The following is an 18,166-nucleotide window of genomic DNA, read 5'->3' on the forward strand; positions in this document are numbered from 1 at the left end:
TCCGTGCGTCAACGTTGATCGGATCAACATGATCGAGTCCTCTGAACAGGCGGAACCCTCCGAACGGGGCAGGCTGCCCCGCCTCACCGCCGAGCAGACGGCCGAGCGCCTCGGCATCAAGCTCGAGACCCTCTACGCCTACGTTGCTCGTGGGCTCCTCGACCGCACGCGCACGGCAGCAGGGTCGACCTTCGATCCGTTGGAGGTCGAGGCGTTCGCCGCCGCCCGGCGACGCACCGCCGCCCCCTCCGCGGCGCGTTCGGAGGGGCGGCCGCTCATGGTCATCGAGACGGACTTCGCCCTCATCGACGACGGAGAGCTGTACTACCGGGGCCGCGCCGCCGCCGAACTGGCGCACGAGCCGTTCGAGGTGGTGGCGCGCTGGGCGCTCTCCGGGCAGTGGGATCCGGCCACCCGCTTCGCCCCCGGTCCCGGGCTGGAGAGCGCCAGGCGAGTGGCCGACGCCCTGCCGCCCGGTGCGGGCGACCGCGACCGTCAGCTGGTCGCGGTGACAGCCCTGGCCGCGGCCGACCCGCTGCGCACCTCCCTCGACCCGGAGGCCGTGGCCGGCGCGGCCGAACGGCTCATCACCGGGATGGTCGAGGTGCTGCCCGTGCGGTCTTCGCCGGTGGCGGCGACCCTCGCCGCCGAGCTCTGGTCACGCCTGACGCCACGGCCCCCGTCACCGCAGCTGCTGCGCACCCTCGACGCGGCCCTCGTGCTGCTGCTCGACCACGACCTCGCCGTGTCGACCCTCGCGGCGCGCGCTGCGGCCTCCGCTCGGGCGACGCCGTACGCGGTCGTCGTGGCCGGGCTCGGCGCCCTCGACTCGCCACTGCACGGCAACGCCAGTCGCGCAGCCCAGCGGATGCTCGCGCGTGTCGCGGCGGGCGAGGAGCCGTCCCGCGTCGTCGCCGACGCCGTCGCCGACGGCCGCGGCCCGGTGCCGGGATTCGGGCAACCGCTCTATCCGGCCGGCGACCCCCGCGCGCGGATCCTGCTCGGCATGCTCGCCGACGATCCAGCAGGCGCGCCCGTCGTCGAGGCCGTCGACGCGGTCGCTGCCCTCCTCCGCGATCGCACGGGCGCCGCCCCCAACTCGGATCTCGCCCTCGCCGCGCTCGCCCTCGCCGGCGGGATGGCCGACGACGCCGGCGAGGTGATCTTCGCCACCGCCCGCACCGCAGGCTGGATCGTGCACGCCCTCGCCGAGTACCGCGAGCGCCCCCTGCGGCTGCGGCCCGTCGGCCGCTACACCGCCCCGGCCGCCCGGCCATAGCCGGGGTGGCGGCTCAGCGGCGGAGGGCTTTGCGGGCCAGCGTGTTGCCGAGGAACTGGACGAGTTGGACCAGGACGACGATGGTGAGCACGGCGACCCAGGTGACGACCCAGTTGTAGCGCTGATAGCCGTACGAGATCGCGAAGTCGCCGAGACCGCCGCCGCCGAGACTGCCGGCGACCGCCGACAGGTCCACGATCGCGACGAACACGAAGGTGTAGCCCAGGATGAGCGGTCCGAGCGCCTCCGGGATGAGCAGCGTCGAGATGATCCGCCAGGGACTCGACCCCATCGCCCGCGCCGCCTCGATCACGCCCGGATCGATGGTCACCAGGTTCTGCTCGACGATGCGGGAGATGGCGAACGTCGCTGCGATCGTCATCGGGAAGATCGCGGCCGGCGTTCCCAGGAACGTGCCGAGCACGACCTGCGTCAGCGGGGCGACCGCTGTCATGAAGATGATGAACGGGATCGGCCGGACGAAGTTGACGAGCACATTGAGCACCGCCGAGAGGGCACGGTTCTGCAGCAACCCGCCGGGCCGCGTCGTGTAGAGCAGCACGCCGAGCGCGAGGCCGAGCACGCCGCCCAGAACGAGCGTCGCGACGACCATCCAGAGCGTCTGGCCGATGGAGGTCAGGTATACCGGCCACAGCGTCGACCAGTCGTTCACGCGGCCACCTCCTCGACCTCGGTGACCGTGCGTAGTTCCGCGATCAGCGCGTCCACGTCGCCAGGGGCGCCGACGAGCTCGAGCGTGAGGCTGCCGAACGACCTCCCCTGCAGTGCGGAGATGCCGCCGTACACGATCTCGAAGCGCACCCCGTGCCGGCCGACGGCGTCGGAGAGCACAGCGCCCAGCCGGCCGTCGTCGTGGATGCGGGCCGAGACGATCCGACCGGAGTGCTTGCCGCGCAGACGTTCGACGTCGGCGGAGTCCGGCTGGTTGCGGAGCACTGTGCCGACGAAGCGCTGCGAGGTCGGCGTCTGCGGGTTCGAGAACACCTCGAACACGCTCCCGGTCTCGATCACCCGACCGGAGTCGAGGACGGCGACGCGGTCCGCGATCGAGCGCACGACCTCCATCTCGTGCGTGATGACCACGATCGTGACGCCGAGCTCCTCGTTGACCCGCTTGAGCAGCGCCAGTACGTCGGCGGTGGTCTCCGGGTCGAGGGCGCTCGTGGCCTCGTCGGCCAGCAGGATCGCGGGGTTGGTCGCGAGCGCACGGGCGATGCCGACGCGCTGCTTCTGGCCGCCCGAGAGCTGGTCAGGATAGGTCCAGGCCTTCTCGGTCAGTCCGACGAACGCGAGAAGCTCGGCGACACGCTGCTTGCGCTTGTCGGCTGGCCAGCCCGCGACCTTCAGCGGGTAGGCGATGTTGGCGAACACCGTGCGCGACCGGAACAGGTTGAACTGTTGGAAGATCATGCCGATACCGGCCCGCACGCTGCGCAGGTCGCGTTCCCGGAGGGTCGTGAGGTCGCGGCCGTCCACGATCACCGCGCCGGAGGTCGGCCGCTCGAGCGCGTTGATGAGCCGCAGCACCGTGCTCTTGCCCGCGCCCGAATAGCCGATGATGCCGAAGATCTCGCCGCGCTCGATCGTCAGGTCGAGGTCCGACACGGCGGCGACCGCGGCGTCACCCGAGCGGAAGCTCTTGGTGACGCCGCGGAACTCGATGAGGGAGCCCACGCGCCTACTTCGCCGCCTGGATCGTCTTCTCGAGCGAACGGAGGATCGCGATCAGGTCGGCCTGCGACTTCTGCACGAGCACGGCGGTGTTCTTGGAGTCGGCGAGCACCGCGTCCTGGACGGCCTTGGAGTGGTACAGCTCTGCGATCTTCAGGTACGTCGCGTTGGACTTGTCCTTGTCGCGGGCGACGAAGGCGTTGATGTAGGGCTCGGCGGCCGCGCTCTTCGGGTCGTCCTTGAACAGGGCCGACTCCGGGTCGATGCCCGCAGGACCGACGAAGGTGTTGTTGATGACCGCGCCGGCGGCCGAGTCGAGGGCGGGTGCGGTCTGGGCGGCATCCACGGGGATCACCGTGACGCGCGACGCGGACGCGTCGATGTCGGCGGGCGTGGCGAGCGTGTTCCCGCCGTTCTTCAGCGTCACGAGGCCGGCCTTCTGCAGCACGAGCAGCGCCCGCGCCTGGTTGGTCGGGTCGTTCGGGATGGCGATGCCGGCGCCGCTCGGGATCTCGTCGAGCTTCGTGTACTTCTTCGAGTAGAGGGACAGGGGCACGACATAGGTGGACGCGATCGGCACCAGGTTCTGGTGCGCCTGCACGTTGTAGTTCGCGAGGAACTGGAGGTGCTGGAACAAGTTCAGGTCGAGCTGTCCGTCGGCGAGCGCCGGGTTGGCCTGCAGGTAGTCCTTGAACCCGACGACCTGGATGTCGATGCCGTTCTGCGCGGCCTCCTTCTTCAGGATCGGCCAGTAGGGCGCCGACTGCTCGGTCGTCCCGATCTTCACGGTGACCTTCGTGCCCGCCGCGTCGGCCGAACCGGAGTTGCTCGCGTTCACGGCGGCGACGACGCCGCCGACAACGGCGAGCACCGCGACGATCGCGATGCCGACGATCCACGGGGTCTTGGAGCGCTTGGGCTTCTCGGGAAGGGCGGGAATGGTCCCGGGCGGGGTGGCGTCGGACATGGCTGTGCCTCTCTTGTGAAGGGGGGATGTGCCGGCGGACGGTTGGCGGCACATCGAGCCTGTCAAGAGGCGGGGGGAGGGTCAAAACCCGTTCCGAAATATTACGGGGACGCAACGCGCGCCCCGCCCCGGCGGCCCGGGGCAGGGCAGCGCGGTGCTACGCGTTCTGCGGCTGGGCCGTGGACTGCAGGATCCGCACCATGTTGCCGGACGGGTCGCGGAAGGCGCAGTCGCGCGGCCCCCACGGCTGGTCCTTCGGCTCCTGGAGCACCTCGGCACCGCTCGCGCGGACGCGCTCGAAGACCGTGTCGAGGTCGTCCTCGGTGCGGAACACGACGTTGGTGAGCACGCCCTTCGCGACGAGCTCCTGGATGGCGTCGCCGTCGGACTGCGAGCGGCCGGCGTACGGGTCGGACAGCACGATCTCCGTGCCCTCCCGCCCGGCGACGCCGAGCGTGATCCAGTGGTGACCGCCCGACGCGACGTCGTTGAGCACGTCCAGGCCCAGCGCGTCGCGGTAGAACGCGAGCGACTCCTCGGGGTCGGTGACGGTGATGTGCGAGTACTGAAGCGAAATGGTCATGGTGTCACTCTAGGAAGGGCACCGGGCGTTCGCTTCTCCATTCCTGCTCGAACCGCGCGCGCCGCTCAGCCCGGCAGCGGCTTCGAGCGCACCGGGCGGGTGCGCTGCTTGGCGATGCAGTTGGGCATCGCCATCACCGCGCGGTGTTCGCGCGTGCGGTAGCTCGTCGGCGACTCGCCGACGATCTCGGCGAACTTGGAGCTGAACGATCCGAGGGAGGTACAGCCCACGGCCATGCACGCCTCGGTGACCGTCAGCCCTTCGCGCAGCAGCGACATGGCGCGCTCGATGCGCCTGGTCATCAAGTAGCTGTACGGGGTCTCTCCGTAGGCGGCCCGGAACCGGCGCGAGAAGTGCGACGGCGACATGAACGCGGAGGCGGCCATCGTCGGCACGTCGAGCGGCTCGGCGTACTGGCGATCGATCAGATCGCGCGCTCGTCGCAGGATGACGAGCTCCTGCAGTTCCTCCGGTGTCACGCCTCCACGGTAGCCCGCGTGGGCAGCACTCACCAGACGGCTCGCACCAGCGAGGCCTCACCCGTCAGACGCGACGTCTGCGTCGCCTCCCGCTCGACCAGTCGGATGAACGCGCTCAGCTCGCCGACACCGGCGGGCGTCGTCGGCAGGAACTCGGTGAGCTCCGGCGAGTGGACGAGGTAGGCCGCCCACTTCGCCCGCGAGATCGCGACGTTGAGCCGGTTCTTCGACAGCAGGAACGACATCCCCCGCGGTACGTCCGCCGCCGAGGACGCGGCGAGGCTGACGATCGCGATCGCCGCCTCCTGCCCCTGGAACTTGTCCACGGTGCCGACCCGCACCTCGGGGAAGCCCGCGGTGTCGAGGGCCTCACGCACCTCGGCCAGCTGCGCGTTGTACGGGGTCACGACGATCACATCGTCCTGACCGAGCGGGGAGTCGTCGCGGTCCGCGGCCGGATCGGTCCAGGGCCGCCCGACCAGGTCGCCCACGATGGCGACGACGACCTCGGCCTCCTGCGGAGATGCCGTCGCGTTGCCGGTGTGGGCGACGGGCACGGGGTGGAGGCCGGGCTCGACACCGGAGAGCTCGCGCTCCCCCGCGTCGGGGTGCGCGTGCAGCCGCCCCTCGTACGACAGCACGGAGACGGCGTGAGCGAGAGCCGGGTGCAGCCGGCGGCTCTCGGCGAGGAAGTAGCCGAACTCGGCAGGCAGCACGTCATGCCCGTCGCTCACCCAGCCGAGGGCGGAGCCGTCCACCGGTTCGGGATGGCTCCCCTGGCTCACCTGCGGCAGCTGCTGCGGGTCGCCGAGCAGCAACAGGTTGCGGGCGGCCACCCCCACGGCGATGGTCGACGCCAGCGAGAACTGGCCGGCCTCGTCGACGACGAGCAGGTCGAGACTCTCGCGGGGAACGCGTGCCGGGTTCGCGAAGTCCCACGCCGTCCCGCCGAGGACGAATCCGCTCGCCTCGCGCTCGGCGGCGAACTCGAGCTGGCCGTTGCGGCGCAGTGCGGTGAACCCCGGCGACTCGGCGGACGCGCTGGGAACCTTCCCGACGAGGGCCGCATCCAGGCCGGTCGCGACGACCCGCTCGAGCAGGTTCTCCACGACCGCGTGCGACTGGGCCACGACTCCGACCCGCCAGCCGTGCTCGGCGACCAGGCGTGCGATCACGTGCGCGCCGAGATATGACTTGCCGGTGCCGGGAGGGCCCTGGACGGCGAGATACGACGAGTCGAGATCGAGGAGGCTGGCCGTCACCGCCGCGATGCGCCCGCTGCCGTCGTCCGGGCCCTCCGGGGCGAGGATGCCGGAGCGGGTGCGCGGCGGGGTCCGTCGCAGCAGGTCGACCGTCGCGTTCACGGGCCAGCTGTCGTTCTGCAGCGCGGCCAGCAGGCCGGTGCCCCACTCCCGGATCGCCTCGGCGAGCGGTCGCGTGTTCGGCGGGGCGGCCGGCGTCAGCGCGCTCGGCAGGTGATCGTACGCGGCGACGTCCTCCGGCAGTGTCTCCCTGACCAGCACCGAGCCGTCGTCCGTGACGTCGATGACCGCGACGGTGCGAACGGTGCGCGCGCCCGGCTGCGCCCGGAGCAGCCGGAACGGACCGGGGTATTCGTAGAGCAGGAACGGTCCGGAGTTCTCGCTGACGCGCACCGAGCTGCCCGCTCCCCACTGACCCGAGAGCAGCAGCTCGCGCCGTTCGACGCGCTGGCCCTCGTCGAGGTACCAGTCGCGGACCACCCGGGCGGTCTCGACGACCAGCACGTCGCGGGTGTCTGCCCACTCCTCCACCGGCTGGATCAGCCGGGAGAAGTGGCTCTGCCAGAAGCTCTTCTGCTCGCGCCGATGGTAGTCGATCGCCGCCGCCGCGAGCGCGACGGCCTCGCGGTCGGTGGTGCGGTGCGGGTCGAGCGGGTCGCCGGCGAAAGTCAGCAGACCGGCGCGGAGCGGGGACGCCTCCGGTGCGACCTCCGGCTCCTCCAGTGGAGCGGCGCCGATCGGGACCCCGGCTTCCTGCGCCCTGGCGAGGAGCCAGTCGCGCAGGCGCAGGGTGGAGACGCAGTCGTACCGGTTGTAGTCGGCCAGCGCGTCGAGCAGGGGCTGCGCATCGTCGAGGCGGCCGAGCGCGATGAGGTCGCGGGCGTTCGCGTACTCGGTGATCGAGTCCGCGCCGTTGGTCACCTCGCTCTGCCGCAGCTCGGAGCCCATGTAGAGCGGCTCCAGCTTCTTGATCGAGTACGAGCGCGATCCCACGCGCACCGACTTGCGCACCAAGGGGTAGAGGTCGACCAGGACGTTGTCGCGGAGCAGGGCGTCGACCTCCTCCTCGCCCACGCCGTGCCGGGCGGCCAGGGACAGCAGGTGGGTCTGCTCGTAGGCGGCGTAGTGGTAGATGTGCATGCCGGGGAAGTCGGCCCGCCGTTCGCGGACGAACGCGAGGAACCGCTCCAGCGCGACACGCTCCTCCGCGAAGTCGTGCGCCCAGAACGCGGTGAACCGCGCATCCTGGTCGACCATGCCGAACAGGTAGTCGAGGTTCCAGCGCTCGCCGGCACCCTCGGTGTACAGCGGGTCGCCTTCGAAGTCGAAGAAGATGTCGCCGGGATCGGGCTCGGGCAGCACGGCCAGCACCGGTGCGTTGAAGACGCGGACGGGAGGCGGCGCGCCCTCGACGGCCTCCAACTGCAGCCGCGCCTGCTCGCGAAGGCCCGTCAGCGTCCCCTCGGGAATGCCGTCGACCGGGCCGGTGGAGGCGGCGAGCGCGTCGATGGTCGTGATGCCGGCGGCGATCAGGCGCTCCCGCTGCGTCACGCGCATTCCGGCGACCAGCAGCACATCGCGCGCCGCTTGCACCTCCGCGTCGCAGGTGTCGCACCGCCCGCAGACGGTGAAGCGCGGGTCGCCCCAGGCGACGGGACCGGTGTCGGCGACGTGCTGGTCGATGATCTCCAGGAGCCGGGCGCGGCGCTTGCGGTAGACGGGCTCGATGTCGGAGAGCCGGTGCTCGCTCACCGAGCCGTCGCCGAGCAGCAGCTCGACGGTTCCGTCGACGTCGACACCGGTGCGGCGCAGCTGCTCGGCGTACGCGGCGAGCTGGAGCAGGGCGGTCACCCGCGCGCTGCGGGCGAGCTTGGAGTCCTGCACGCGGTACCGGCCGTCGGCGAGCCGGACCACGAAGTCGGCGAACCCGACGAACGAACCGTCGAAGAACGTGGCCTGGAACACCACCTCGCTGGCGCGTTCGAACGCACGCGCCGTCTCGGCGACCGCCTCCGCCAGTGAATCGGCGGTCAGCGACTCCGGCCGCGCGACCTCCGCGACCCCCGCGCCGAACCGTTCGCGGTAGCGCTCGAGGATGTGGTGCTCGTGCTCGTCGCCCAGGCGCGAGGACCGCACGTACATGGGATCGTCGACCTCGTCGGTCTTCTCGATCCTGCCCAGCTTGACGTCGAGCGAGCGGAGGAAGGCGAACTCGCACTTCGACGCCTCGGTCAGGTCGCTGGCGCTGGTGACGATCACCCCGTCGAGTAGGAACACACCGCAACGCTATCGGCGTCCGCCGACATCCGTCGCGCTCGGGGTCACCTCACCCGCCGAGGGGCACGTTGTTGTCCCCCTCGGGCCCCGAAGGGGACAACAACGTGCCCCTCGTGCGCGTCCTTCGGCGGGAGCGGGTCAGCCTTTCGCCGCCGCCTTCATCGCGCGCTTGTGCTCGCGCACCTTCGTCAGCGACTCCGGGTCGACGATGTCGGCCACGGAGCGGTAGCCCTCCAGCCCGTAGTCGCCCGCGGCCTCACGCCAGCCCGGGACGTCCAGCCCCTTCTGCTTGCCGAGCAGGGCGAGGAAGATCTTCGCCTTCTGCTCGCCGAAGCCGGGCAGCGCCTTCAGGCGACGCAGCACCTCGGCGCCGTCCGGGTCGCCCTGGGTCCAGATCGCCGCAGTGTCGCCGCCCCAGTCGGTGACGATCGCCGATGCCAGCGACTGCAGGCGGCCGGCCATCGAGCCGGGGAACCGGTGCACCGACGGCGACTGCTTCATCACCTCGACCAGCCGGTCGGGGTCCAGCGAGGCGATGCCGGCCGGGTCGAGGGAGCCGAGCCTGTCGCGCAGCTTCGCGGGACCGACGAACGCGGTCTCCATCGCGATCTGCTGATCGAGCAGCATTCCGACGAGCAGGGCGAACGGAGACTGGTCGAGGAGGGCGTCCGCTTCCGCGTCGCCGGTGATCGAGAGAGCCATGCCCTCATGCTCCCATCCGCGTCACGCGACGAGCAACAGCACACCCGCGACGGCCGACAGCACGGCGAGCAGGAGCGCCACACCGAGGAGGACCGCGTGCACGACCAGGAAGGGGGTGGCGCGGCCGGCCGCGTCCCTCGCGCGCACGTCGGCCCGAACCCGGGAGAAGAAGCGGGGCCAGGCGAACACGTTGAACAGCGCGTTGAGGAACAGGACGACGGCGGCGAAAACGGTCATGATGCCTCCAGCGTAGGCGGAAGCGGGCGCCCGAACCGCTCGGCGATCAGGCCGACCAGGGCACGCGCCGCCGCACCGGGCCGCTGATGAGCGATGACGCTGAGGCGCCACTCGATCACCGGCGCGAGCGGTCGGGTCACCACGCCTGCCGTGGGGAGGACGGTCAGAGCCGGGAGGGCGGCCACGCCCAGGCCCGCTGCGACGAAGCGCGGGATCTCGCCCAGGTCGGACACCTCGGTTGCGATCTGCCTGGTCAGACCCGCCGCCGTCAGCGCGCGGTCGAGGGTGACCCGGTTGCCGAAGCCCGCGCGTGCGTCCACCCACCGCTCTGCGGCGAGCGCCGCCAGCGGCACGGGGCCGCCGCCGTCGGCGAGGAGATGCCCTTCCGGCAGGACGGCCACGAACGGCGCCTCCGCGAGCGGCAGCTCGAGCACCCCGGGCACGGAATCCGGCAGGCCGAGGAACGCGACATCCACCCGCCCCTGCCGCACGTCGTCGGCGAGACCCGTCGAACCGCTGGGCGACGGCCCGAGCCTCAGGTCGACGCGCGGGTGACGTCTGCGGAACTCGCCCATGATGCCGGGGAGGTCGATGGACGCCAGGTTCGTGAAGATCCCGACCCGCACCGCCCCGCGCAAGCCGCCTTCGCCTGCGACGAGGTCGCGGAGCCGCTCGATCGACTGGAGTCCGGTGCGCGCCTCGGCGAGCGCGGCCTCCCCGACGCCGGTGAGCCTGACCCCATGGGCGTCGCGCTCGAACAGGCGCGCGCCGAGCTCTCGCTCGAGCGCGGCCACTCCCGCCGAGACGGTCGACTGGGCTGCGAACAGCCGAGCCGCGGCACGCGTGAAGTTCTGCTCTTCTGCGACCGCGACGAAGTACTCCAGTTGTCGGGTGTCCATCCGGTCATCGTAACGTGATGATCGGTTTCTTCGATCATCAGCATCCAGATCATTCGTTGGACACGATGGCGAGCGGAAGCGATCATCGAGCCATGTCGATCGACGCTCCCACCTCCCCGACCACCGCCGTCTCGCCCACCGCCGTCTCCCCCACTGCCCGTACCCGTCCGGCCTGGCACCTCCGGCACGGCGCGGGCTTCTGGGTGATCGCGGCCGCCTTCCTCGCCGTGATGGCCTTCTCGACGATCCCGACCCCGCTCTACGCGCTCTACCAGCAGCGCGACGGCTTCCCGACCTGGGTGATCACGGTCGTCTTCGCCGCCTACGCGGTCGGCGTGATCGCGAGCCTGTTCCTGATCGGTCACCTCAGTGACTGGGCCGGCCGGCGGCGCATGGTGCTCGTCGCCATCCTGCTCGAGATCGTCGCCGCGGCGCTGTTCCTGGTCTGGAACGACGTCAGCGGCCTGCTCGTCGCACGGCTGATCTCCGGCGTGGGGGTCGGTGCGCTGACCGCGAGCGCGACCGCCCATCTGAGCGAGCTGCGCTCCGTCGCCCGCCCCGACGAGGGGCCGCGACTGGCCGGAACGGTCTCGACGGTGGTCAACACCGGAGGCCTCGCCCTCGGTCCGCTGATCGGAGGCCTCTTCGCGCAGTTCCTGCCTGCGCCGCTGCTGCTCCCGTACGCGGTCTTCCTGGTCGTGCTCGCCGTTGCAGCGGTCGCCGTCGCGCTCGTGCCGGAGACCGTCGAGCGCGCAGAGGAGCGCCCTCCCTACCGCCCGCAGCGCATCTCCCTCCCTGCGGCGGCCCGCGGCGCGTTCTCGGCCGCCGCGATCGCCGCCTTCGCCGGGTTCGCGGTGTTCGGCCTGTTCACGTCGCTGGCGCCGAGCGTGCTCTCCGGCACGTTCCACGTCGCGTCGCACCTCGCGGCCGGCGCGGTGCCGTTCTCGGTGTTCGCCGCGTCCGCCGTCTCGCAGATCGTGTTCGCTCCGGTGCGTCCGCGAACGCAGCTGATCGTCGCGATCGCACTCGTGGCCCTCGGCCTCGCGGGGCTGGCCGTGGGCGTGCTCGGCGGCTCGCTGCCCGCATTCGTCACCGCGGGGATCGTCGCGGGAGCGGGAGTCGGACTCCTCTTCCGCGCCGCGATCCTGGTGGCCGGTTCGCTCGCGGCGCCGGAGCGTCGAGGCGAAGTGCTCGCAGCGGTCTTCCTCGTCGCCTACATCGGCCTCGCGCTGCCCGTGCTGCTCGTGGGCGTCGCGCTCATCGTCTGGCCGCTGGTGCCGGTGCTCGTCGGCTTCGTCGCGATCGTGGCGGCACTGTCGGTGGTCGCGGGCCTGCGGATGCTTCGCACGGCGTGAGGCGCGGGGCGCGAGCGCGAGGGGCGGCCGTCAGGCGCCGGTCGCCAGCTGCACGCGCAGCGAGTCCACGCGCGTCGCGATGGCGTCGTCGGCGGCCCAGCGCTGGGCGAGCCGCGACAGGATCGCGTTGAGCTCCTCGGCGGTCAGGCCGCTCGCCAGCGTCAGTCGCACGACGAGCTCCTCGGCGGCGAGCCGGCAGTCCGGGTCGCCTGCCAGCAGGTCGATGTCGAGCACGCCCAGCTCCGAGCCGATGGAGGCGCGGAAGGCGTCGGCGACAACCGGGTCGCGGTCGCTCGGCAGCCACGGTAGTCCCTGGGCGAGCGTCCACACGGCGGGGCGGCGGAGGACGAACTCCGTTTCGGAAGTCGGGTCGAGCACGAGCAGCTCGGTCTCCTCCGACGCCGCGGCGAGCGCGGCGCGCGGGCCTGCGGCCGGGACGGGGCGTGCGGCCGGGTTCCACGCCTGCATCGCCGTGACTGATGAGAACACCGGCAGGACGCGACGGCCGTCGGGCGCGGCGACGGTGACGATCGACAGCTCCTGCGTCTTGTCGACGGCGAGGCCGGCGTCGCTGACGCCCTCCTCCCCCAGTTCTGCCACCAGGGGGATCAGCACCCGTACGCCACGCACCGCGTCCACCACCGCCTCCGGGCCCACCTCACCGGCCCGGAACGCGGCGAGCGCGCCGAGCAGGGCCGGGGGTGCGGAGCCGTCGTCGTCGCCGAACGGGTTGTCGTCGAACTCGCGACCCTCCCACGGCTGACCGGCGGAGTCGCCCTGCGAGGCGGTGAAACCCGCCAGCGCCGCGGCGAACCCGGCCAGCCGCTCCGACCCGGTCTCGGTCGGCTGCGGTCGCCGGTCGGCGTCGGGGCTGTCGGCGTCGTCCGTCGGCTCAGTCGCCGGCGACATCCAGCGCCTCGGGAAGGGTGAACGCGCCAGAGTAGAGCGCCTTGCCGACGATCGCGCCCTCCAGGCCGAGCGGGACCAGCTCGCGGAGCGCCGCGATGTCGTCGAGGCTGGAGATTCCTCCGGAGGCGACGACAGGGCGCTCGGTGCGCTCCATGACCTCGCGCAGCAGGTCGAGGTTCGGGCCCCTGAGGGTGCCGTCCTTGGTGACGTCGGTCACGACGTAGCGGGCGCAGCCGGCCTCCTCGAGGCGGGCGAGCACCTCCCACAGGTCGCCGCCGTCACGCGTCCAGCCGCGCGCCGCCAGCGTCGTGCCGCGCACGTCCAGTCCGACCGCGATCGCCTCGCCGTAGCGGCCGATGACATTGGCCGCCCACTCCGGGTTCTCGAGGGCTGCCGTGCCGAGGTTCACGCGGGTCGCGCCGATCTCGAGGGCTTGCTCGAGCGACTCGTCGTCGCGGATGCCGCCGGAGAGCTCGATGCTCACGCCCTTGGTCTGGCGGATGACCTTCTTCAGGAGGTCGCGATTGCTCCCGCGCCCGAAGGCCGCGTCGAGGTCGACGAGGTGGATCCACTCGGCTCCCGCGTCCGCCCACTCGGCGGCCGCGTCGACCGGGTCGCCGTAGCTGGTCTCGCTGCCGGCCTCGCCCTGGGTCAGGCGCACCGCCTTGCCGTCCGCCACGTCCACGGCGGGCAGCAGGACGAGCTTGGGCGTGTTGGTGAATTCGCTCATGTCGATGTCTTTCTCGAGTGTGGCTTCGATCGGGTCCGCACGGCGGACGTGTCGGTCTCGCTAGAGCGAGCCGATCCAGTTGCGGAGCAGGCGGAGGCCGGCGTCGCCGGACTTCTCCGGGTGGAACTGGGTCGCGGTGAGCGGGCCGTTCTCGACGGCCGCGACGAACCGTGAACCGTGCTCGGCCCAGGTGACACGCGGTTTCGGGAACGGCCCCGTGGCCTCCAGTGTCCAGTCCTGCGCCGCATACGAGTGCACGAAGTAGAAGCGCTCGTCGCGGATACCGTCGAAGAGCACCGAGTCCGCGGGGGCGTCGACCGTGTTCCAGCCCATGTGCGGCACGACGTCGGCCCGGATGAGGTCGACGGTCCCCGGCCATTCGCCGAGCCCTTCGCTCTCGATCCCGTGCTCGACTCCGCGTTCGAACAGCACCTGCATGCCGACGCAGATCCCGAGGACGGGACGACCGCCCGCGAGCCGGCGGTCGATCACCTCGTCGCCGTGCGAGCGGCGAAGGGCGTCCACCACGGCGGCGAAGGCGCCGACCCCGGGCACCAGCAGCCCGTCGGCCTCCTGCGCCCTGCGGCGGTTGCCGGTGAGCTCCACGTTCGCGCCGGCGGCCTCGAGGGCTTTGACCGCAGAGTGGACGTTTCCCGTGCCGTAGTCGAAGACGACGACGTCCGGTGCGCTCACAGCGCGCCCTTCGTCGACGGGATTCCCGACACCAGCGGGTCGAACGCTTTGGCCTGCCGGAACGCCCGCGCGAACGCCTTGAACTCGGCCTCCGCGATGTGGTGCGGATCGCGGCCGCCCACGACGGTGACGTGCAGCGTGATACCCGAGTTGAACGCGATGGCCTCGAACACGTGACGCACCATCGACCCGGTGAAGTGCCCGCCGATCAGGTGGAACTCGAACCCGGCTGGCTCGCCGCCGTGCACCAGGTACGGCCGGCCGGAGATGTCGACGACCGCCTGCACCAGCGCTTCGTCGAGCGGCACCAGGGCGTCGCCGTAGCGCGAGATGCCCGACTTGTCGCCGAGGGCCTCCCGGATGGCCTGGCCGAGCACGATGCCCACGTCTTCGACGGTGTGGTGCACGTCGATGTCGGTGTCGCCGCTCGCCCGCACCCGGAGGTCGGTGAGCGAGTGCTTGGCGAAGGCGGTGAGCAGGTGGTCGAAGAACGGCACCGACGTGTGGATGTCGGACGCACCGGTGCCGTCGAGGTCGAGGCTCAGCTCGATGCTCGACTCACTGGTGGCACGCTGGAGCTGGGCGGTCCGATTCGTCATGACTGCGAGCTTACTGGGGCTGCGTCGGCGGTCCGGGCCACGCCCGGCCGACCCAGCGCGCGGAGGGCCTCCAGGAACGCCGTGGTCTCGGTCTCGGTGCCCGCGGTCACCCGCAAGTGGTGCGGGATGCCGACGTCGCGGATGAGCACTCCGCGCTCGAGAAGCGCCTCGAAGACCGCGTGCGGGTCGTCGACTCCGCCGAACAGCACGAAGTTGCTCCCGCTGCGGTGCGGCAGGTACCCGAGCTCGGCGAGCTCGACGACCAACCGGTCGCGCTGGGCGCGGATCTCACCGACCATCGCCAGCATCTCGTCCGAGTGCGCGAGGGCGCCGAGGGCCGCCGCCTGGGTGATCGCGGACAGGTGGTACGGCAGGCGCACCAGACGGAGGGCGTCGACGACCGCGGGATCGGCCGCGAGGTACCCCACGCGCGCGCCTGCGAAGGCGAAGGCCTTGCTCATGGTGCGCGAGATCAGCAGGCGAGGGCGTCCCGCGAGGAGGGTGAGCGCGGTCTGCTCGCCGTCGGGCAGGAACTCGGCGTAGGCCTCGTCGACGACCACGATGCCCGAGGCCGCCTCGTAGACCGCCTTGATGGTCGCCAGGTCGAGCGGAGTCCCCGTCGGGTTGTTCGGCGAGCAGAGGATGACGATGTCGGGATCGTGCTCCCGCACCGCGGCGGCGGCAGTCTGCGGCGACAGCTCGAACTCCGCGTCGCGGGTCGCCGCGATCCAGGAGGTGCCGGTGCCGGAGGCCAGCAGCGGGTACATCGAGTAGGTCGGAGCGAACCCGAGCAGGCTGCGCCCGGGTCCGCCGAAGGCCTGGAGGATGTGCTGCAGGACTTCGTTCGACCCATTCGCCGCCCAGATCTGTTCCGCGGAGAGCCCGTGACCGAGATACCGGGCGAACGCCTCGCGCAGCTCTGTGAACTCCCGATCGGGATACCGGTTGACACCGGTGACGGCCACGGCGACGCGCGCGACGATGTCGGCCGCCACATCCTCGGGGACCGGATGCGTGTTCTCGTTCACGTTCAGCGCGACGGGCACGACCTTCTGGGGCGCACCATATGGGGTGCGACCGCGCAGGTCGTCACGGATCGGGAGATCGGAGAGGGAGGTCACGCATTCAATGGTAGTCAGGGTGATGCCTCGTGCTTCACCGTGTGACGGCGGGCGCGACGGCGTCACTCGAGCGCGCGCACCCCGTCGGCCCGGAGCGCGAAGAGTTCGAAGGTCAACGGGTGGGCGCCATCGGCTTCGTGTTCGCGCACGAAGGCGCGCGCTTCGTGTCGGGATGCATCGTCGGCAGCCGGAAACACCAGCAGGGCTTCCCGGTGCGGCACGGAGGCGACCAGTTCGTTTCCCAAGTGCGGTTCGAGAAGGGACGACAGCAACGGCAGCGTGAGAACACTCGACGCTGCCCAGTGACCGCCGAACAGGGCGAACGGCCGCCCGCCCGGTCCCGTCGGAAAGACGCGGGAACCGATCGCTCCCGATCGCAGGAGTGTCTCGAGGTTGGCGAGCGCTTCCGGAAGACGCGTCTCGAGGGTGTCCACGCTCGCCGTGAACGGCGTAGAGCCGATGGACGCGACTGCCGCGCCGTGATCCTGCACAATCTGCAGGAATACGCCGTGCCCGAGGTCACGTGAAAGAGAAGCATCGCTCGTTCCCGGATAGGCGTCCGTCACGAGATATGGGTAAATGAGCGACATCCTGCGATTGTGGCCGGGCTCTCTCATCCAGCCTCCTCGCGACACGCTTCGGATTCGGAGAGGCTTCGGTGTGGAGACCCTACTTGTCGTACTGCGTCGGAATCGCGAGCTGCTGCCCCGGCGTGACGACCGCGGACTCCAGACCGTTGAGCGAGACGAGGTCGGCGATGACGTCGCGCGGGTCGGCGTTGGGCGCCAGGCGCTCGGCGACCGACCAGAGCGAGTCACCCGACTGGACCGTGACGTAGTGGAAGGTCACGTGCGTCTGCTCGCCGGTGGCCGCGGCGACGCCGCCGTTGAGGGCGAAGACGAGAGCACCGATCACGACGGGGAGGGCGACAAGCGCCGTGAGGACGAAGCGCCCGCGGCGCGTGAGGCGGAGCCGGACGCGCGGAGCGGCCGCCGGGCGGGGCAAGGATCCAGTGCCGTTGATCGACGCGGTGCTCATGACTGCTGTGCTCATGATCGTGACCTCCTCGGGCTTCGTCGAAGCTCTGTTCCGAATATATCTTCGAATGTTCGAACCGCAATCGGCGATCCGGAGGGAATTCCCGCACGAATTTCGAGACACACTCGAACACATGTTTGTCGGGCCGCCGTATCGTGGATACAGTTTCGATTGTCTGGGGGAAAGACAACCAGGCACCACCGACATTCGGTTCCGACCGGGTGCGTGGACGGTCACGAAGGGACGAGCGTGTCGAACGAGAACCAGGCTCCGCGCACGCGGCGCCGCAAGAACCTCAGCGAGAAGCAGCTCGCCATCCTCGACGTGATCCAGCGGTCGGTGAGCCAGCGCGGCTACCCGCCGAGCATGCGCGAGATCGGCGACGCCGTCGGCCTCTCCTCGCTCTCGTCCGTCACGCACCAGCTGAACCAGCTCGAGCTGAGCGGCTACCTGCGGCGCGACCCCAACCGTCCCCGTGCCCTCGAGATCCTGATCGACCTGCCCTCGGCGCCCGCCCCCGACTTCGAGAACCAGACGCCCGTCGGCGACGCGGCCATGGTCCCGCTGGTCGGCCGCATCGCCGCCGGCGTCCCGATCACCGCGGAGCAGCAGGTGGAGGAGGTCTTCCCGCTCCCCCGGCAGCTGGTGGGCAACGGCGAGCTCTTCATGCTCAAGGTCGTCGGCGAGTCGATGATCGACGCCGCCATCTGCGATGGCGACTGGGTCGTGGTCCGGTCCCAGAACACCGCGGAGAACGGCGACATCGTCGCGGCGATGCTCGACGAGGAGGCCACGGTCAAGGTCTTCCGCCAGCGCGACGGCCACACGTGGCTGCTCCCCCGCAACTCCAACTTCGAGCCGATCCTCGGCGACTACTCCCAGATCCTCGGCAAGGTCGTCGCGGTCCTCCGCGCGGTCTGAGCCGCTCGGACGCGACTCACGCCCAGCCCAGCTCCTGGAGTCGCGCGTCGTCGAGGCCGAAGTAGTGCCCGATCTCGTGCACCAGCGTGATGTGCACGCGCGCCCGCAACTGCTCGACGGTCTCGCAGCTCGCCTCGAGATTGTTGCGGAACAGCGTGATCCGGTCGGGCAGCTCGCCGAACCCGTAGACGCCTCGCTTGGTCAGTGGGTGCCCGGTGTACAGCCCGTAGAGCCGTGGGCGCGCTCCGAGCGGCTGGTCGGCGATCAGGATCGCCACGTTCTCGAGCGGCCGCACCATGTCCTCCGGCAGCCCGTCGAACACTTCGTCGACCAACCGCTCGAACTCGTCGTCGGCAATGCGCACCATGCGCCCATCATCGCCGAACGCACGGAGGTCGCGCCGCCCCGTCCGCGCAGAGCGGA

The 18,166-nt window shown here is 70.9% G+C and carries 20 protein-coding genes; 3 read left to right on the top strand and 17 right to left on the bottom strand.

Translation table 11 applies throughout. The annotated features are described in order from the left end of the window. Positions 1-28 precede the first annotated feature (28 nt). Positions 29-1,279 (top strand): citrate/2-methylcitrate synthase, encoded by a 1,251-nt coding sequence (locus JNB50_RS08350; protein ID WP_208039623.1) that lies wholly within the window; start codon positions 29-31, stop codon positions 1,277-1,279. Positions 1,280-1,292: 13 nt separating this feature from the next. On the opposite strand, the gene JNB50_RS08355 is transcribed toward JNB50_RS08350, so the two are convergent. The 9 genes from JNB50_RS08355 to JNB50_RS08395 all read right to left on the bottom strand — a co-directional run bounded on the left by JNB50_RS08355 (position 1,293) and on the right by JNB50_RS08395 (position 10,377). Then, on the bottom strand, positions 1,293-1,952 hold the full coding sequence (locus JNB50_RS08355; protein ID WP_307794645.1) for a methionine ABC transporter permease: 660 nt from the start codon (positions 1,950-1,952) through the stop codon (positions 1,293-1,295). Beyond that, entirely contained in the window at positions 1,949-2,974 is a 1,026-nt protein-coding gene (locus JNB50_RS08360) for a methionine ABC transporter ATP-binding protein (RefSeq protein ID WP_208039624.1), read from the bottom strand. Before JNB50_RS08360 ends, JNB50_RS08355 begins: the two co-directional genes overlap by 4 nt. Positions 2,975-2,978: 4 nt before the next feature. After that, complete coding sequence (locus JNB50_RS08365; protein WP_208039625.1) at positions 2,979-3,938, bottom strand: MetQ/NlpA family ABC transporter substrate-binding protein; 960 nt, start codon at positions 3,936-3,938, stop codon at positions 2,979-2,981. Positions 3,939-4,095: 157 nt separating this feature from the next. Continuing rightward, positions 4,096-4,521, bottom strand: a complete 426-nt coding sequence (locus JNB50_RS08370) for a VOC family protein (RefSeq protein WP_208039626.1) — start codon at positions 4,519-4,521, stop codon at positions 4,096-4,098. 65 nt (positions 4,522-4,586) lie between these two features. Next, on the bottom strand, positions 4,587-5,000 hold the full coding sequence (locus JNB50_RS08375; protein ID WP_208039627.1) for a helix-turn-helix transcriptional regulator: 414 nt from the start codon (positions 4,998-5,000) through the stop codon (positions 4,587-4,589). A 29-nt stretch (positions 5,001-5,029) separates the two neighbouring features. Further along, positions 5,030-8,539 carry a bifunctional RecB family nuclease/DEAD/DEAH box helicase gene (locus JNB50_RS08380; RefSeq protein ID WP_208039628.1) on the bottom strand — a complete coding sequence of 1,170 codons (3,510 nt, stop codon included), beginning with the start codon at positions 8,537-8,539 and terminating at the stop codon, positions 5,030-5,032. A 138-nt stretch (positions 8,540-8,677) separates the two neighbouring features. After that, positions 8,678-9,241 (bottom strand): HhH-GPD-type base excision DNA repair protein, encoded by a 564-nt coding sequence (locus JNB50_RS08385; protein WP_208039629.1) that lies wholly within the window; start codon positions 9,239-9,241, stop codon positions 8,678-8,680. A 21-nt stretch (positions 9,242-9,262) separates the two neighbouring features. Further along, positions 9,263-9,478 carry an SCO4848 family membrane protein gene (locus JNB50_RS08390; protein ID WP_208039630.1) on the bottom strand — a complete coding sequence of 72 codons (216 nt, stop codon included), beginning with the start codon at positions 9,476-9,478 and terminating at the stop codon, positions 9,263-9,265. Next, positions 9,475-10,377, bottom strand: coding sequence for a LysR family transcriptional regulator (locus JNB50_RS08395; protein WP_208039631.1), 903 nt, complete (start codon positions 10,375-10,377; stop codon positions 9,475-9,477). Before JNB50_RS08395 ends, JNB50_RS08390 begins: the two co-directional genes overlap by 4 nt. Before the next feature lie 92 nt (positions 10,378-10,469). Here JNB50_RS08395 and JNB50_RS08400 point away from each other — a divergent pair, with 92 nt between their 5' ends. Continuing rightward, on the top strand, positions 10,470-11,732 hold the full coding sequence (locus JNB50_RS08400) for an MFS transporter (RefSeq protein ID WP_208039632.1): 1,263 nt from the start codon (positions 10,470-10,472) through the stop codon (positions 11,730-11,732). A gap of 30 nt (positions 11,733-11,762) precedes the next feature. On the opposite strand, the gene JNB50_RS08405 is transcribed toward JNB50_RS08400, so the two are convergent. From JNB50_RS08405 to JNB50_RS08435, 7 genes are all read right to left on the bottom strand, one after another. Next, positions 11,763-12,641: an SseB family protein gene (locus JNB50_RS08405; protein WP_208039633.1), complete on the bottom strand. Its 879-nt coding sequence runs from the start codon at positions 12,639-12,641 to the stop codon at positions 11,763-11,765. After that, a complete protein-coding gene (gene priA, locus JNB50_RS08410) occupies positions 12,625-13,371 on the bottom strand; it encodes a bifunctional 1-(5-phosphoribosyl)-5-((5-phosphoribosylamino)methylideneamino)imidazole-4-carboxamide isomerase/phosphoribosylanthranilate isomerase PriA (RefSeq protein WP_208039634.1) in 747 nt (248 codons plus the stop codon). Before priA ends, JNB50_RS08405 begins: the two co-directional genes overlap by 17 nt. A 60-nt stretch (positions 13,372-13,431) precedes the next feature. Continuing rightward, positions 13,432-14,064 (bottom strand): imidazole glycerol phosphate synthase subunit HisH, encoded by a 633-nt coding sequence (gene hisH / locus JNB50_RS08415; RefSeq protein ID WP_208039635.1) that lies wholly within the window; start codon positions 14,062-14,064, stop codon positions 13,432-13,434. Continuing rightward, the gene (gene hisB, locus JNB50_RS08420; RefSeq protein WP_208039636.1) at positions 14,061-14,663 is read right to left on the bottom strand and encodes an imidazoleglycerol-phosphate dehydratase HisB; all 603 of its coding nucleotides are present in this window, start codon (positions 14,661-14,663) and stop codon (positions 14,061-14,063) included. Before hisB ends, hisH begins: the two co-directional genes overlap by 4 nt. Further along, positions 14,660-15,784: a histidinol-phosphate transaminase gene (locus tag JNB50_RS08425; protein ID WP_208039637.1), complete on the bottom strand. Its 1,125-nt coding sequence runs from the start codon at positions 15,782-15,784 to the stop codon at positions 14,660-14,662. Before JNB50_RS08425 ends, hisB begins: the two co-directional genes overlap by 4 nt. A gap of 62 nt (positions 15,785-15,846) precedes the next feature. After that, on the bottom strand, positions 15,847-16,374 hold the full coding sequence (locus tag JNB50_RS08430) for a hypothetical protein (protein WP_208039638.1): 528 nt from the start codon (positions 16,372-16,374) through the stop codon (positions 15,847-15,849). Between the two features lie 79 nt (positions 16,375-16,453). After that, positions 16,454-16,837, bottom strand: a complete 384-nt coding sequence (locus JNB50_RS08435) for a LysM peptidoglycan-binding domain-containing protein (protein WP_374222251.1) — start codon at positions 16,835-16,837, stop codon at positions 16,454-16,456. 234 nt (positions 16,838-17,071) lie between these two features. Here JNB50_RS08435 and lexA point away from each other — a divergent pair, with 234 nt between their 5' ends. Next, complete coding sequence (lexA, locus tag JNB50_RS08440) at positions 17,072-17,743, top strand: transcriptional repressor LexA (protein WP_208039639.1); 672 nt, start codon at positions 17,072-17,074, stop codon at positions 17,741-17,743. A gap of 16 nt (positions 17,744-17,759) precedes the next feature. On the opposite strand, the gene JNB50_RS08445 is transcribed toward lexA, so the two are convergent. Further along, on the bottom strand, positions 17,760-18,110 hold the full coding sequence (locus JNB50_RS08445; RefSeq protein WP_208039640.1) for a metallopeptidase family protein: 351 nt from the start codon (positions 18,108-18,110) through the stop codon (positions 17,760-17,762). Positions 18,111-18,166: the final 56 nt, after the last annotated feature.

This window comes from Leifsonia sp. TF02-11 (genome assembly GCF_017565305.1).
Taxonomy (GTDB): Bacteria; Actinomycetota; Actinomycetes; order Actinomycetales; family Microbacteriaceae; genus Leifsonia.

Excerpts from the sequence above, each read along its gene's own strand:
- JNB50_RS08350 (WP_208039623.1), top strand. The coding sequence starts at position 29 with ATGATCGAGTCCTCTGAACAGGCGGAACCCTCCGAACGGGGCAGGCTG.
- JNB50_RS08365 (WP_208039625.1), bottom strand. The coding sequence starts at position 3,938 with ATGTCCGACGCCACCCCGCCCGGGACCATTCCCGCCCTTCCCGAGAAG.
- JNB50_RS08370 (WP_208039626.1), bottom strand. The coding sequence starts at position 4,521 with ATGACCATTTCGCTTCAGTACTCGCACATCACCGTCACCGACCCCGAG.
- JNB50_RS08385 (WP_208039629.1), bottom strand. The coding sequence starts at position 9,241 with ATGGCTCTCTCGATCACCGGCGACGCGGAAGCGGACGCCCTCCTCGAC.
- JNB50_RS08390 (WP_208039630.1), bottom strand. The coding sequence starts at position 9,478 with ATGACCGTTTTCGCCGCCGTCGTCCTGTTCCTCAACGCGCTGTTCAAC.
- JNB50_RS08395 (WP_208039631.1), bottom strand. The coding sequence starts at position 10,377 with ATGGACACCCGACAACTGGAGTACTTCGTCGCGGTCGCAGAAGAGCAG.
- JNB50_RS08400 (WP_208039632.1), top strand. The coding sequence starts at position 10,470 with ATGTCGATCGACGCTCCCACCTCCCCGACCACCGCCGTCTCGCCCACC.
- JNB50_RS08405 (WP_208039633.1), bottom strand. The coding sequence starts at position 12,641 with ATGTCGCCGGCGACTGAGCCGACGGACGACGCCGACAGCCCCGACGCC.
- priA (WP_208039634.1), bottom strand. The coding sequence starts at position 13,371 with ATGAGCGAATTCACCAACACGCCCAAGCTCGTCCTGCTGCCCGCCGTG.
- hisB (WP_208039636.1), bottom strand. The coding sequence starts at position 14,663 with ATGACGAATCGGACCGCCCAGCTCCAGCGTGCCACCAGTGAGTCGAGC.
- JNB50_RS08430 (WP_208039638.1), bottom strand. The coding sequence starts at position 16,374 with ATGTCGCTCATTTACCCATATCTCGTGACGGACGCCTATCCGGGAACG.
- JNB50_RS08435 (WP_374222251.1), bottom strand. The coding sequence starts at position 16,837 with ATGAGCACAGCAGTCATGAGCACCGCGTCGATCAACGGCACTGGATCC.
- JNB50_RS08445 (WP_208039640.1), bottom strand. The coding sequence starts at position 18,110 with ATGGTGCGCATTGCCGACGACGAGTTCGAGCGGTTGGTCGACGAAGTG.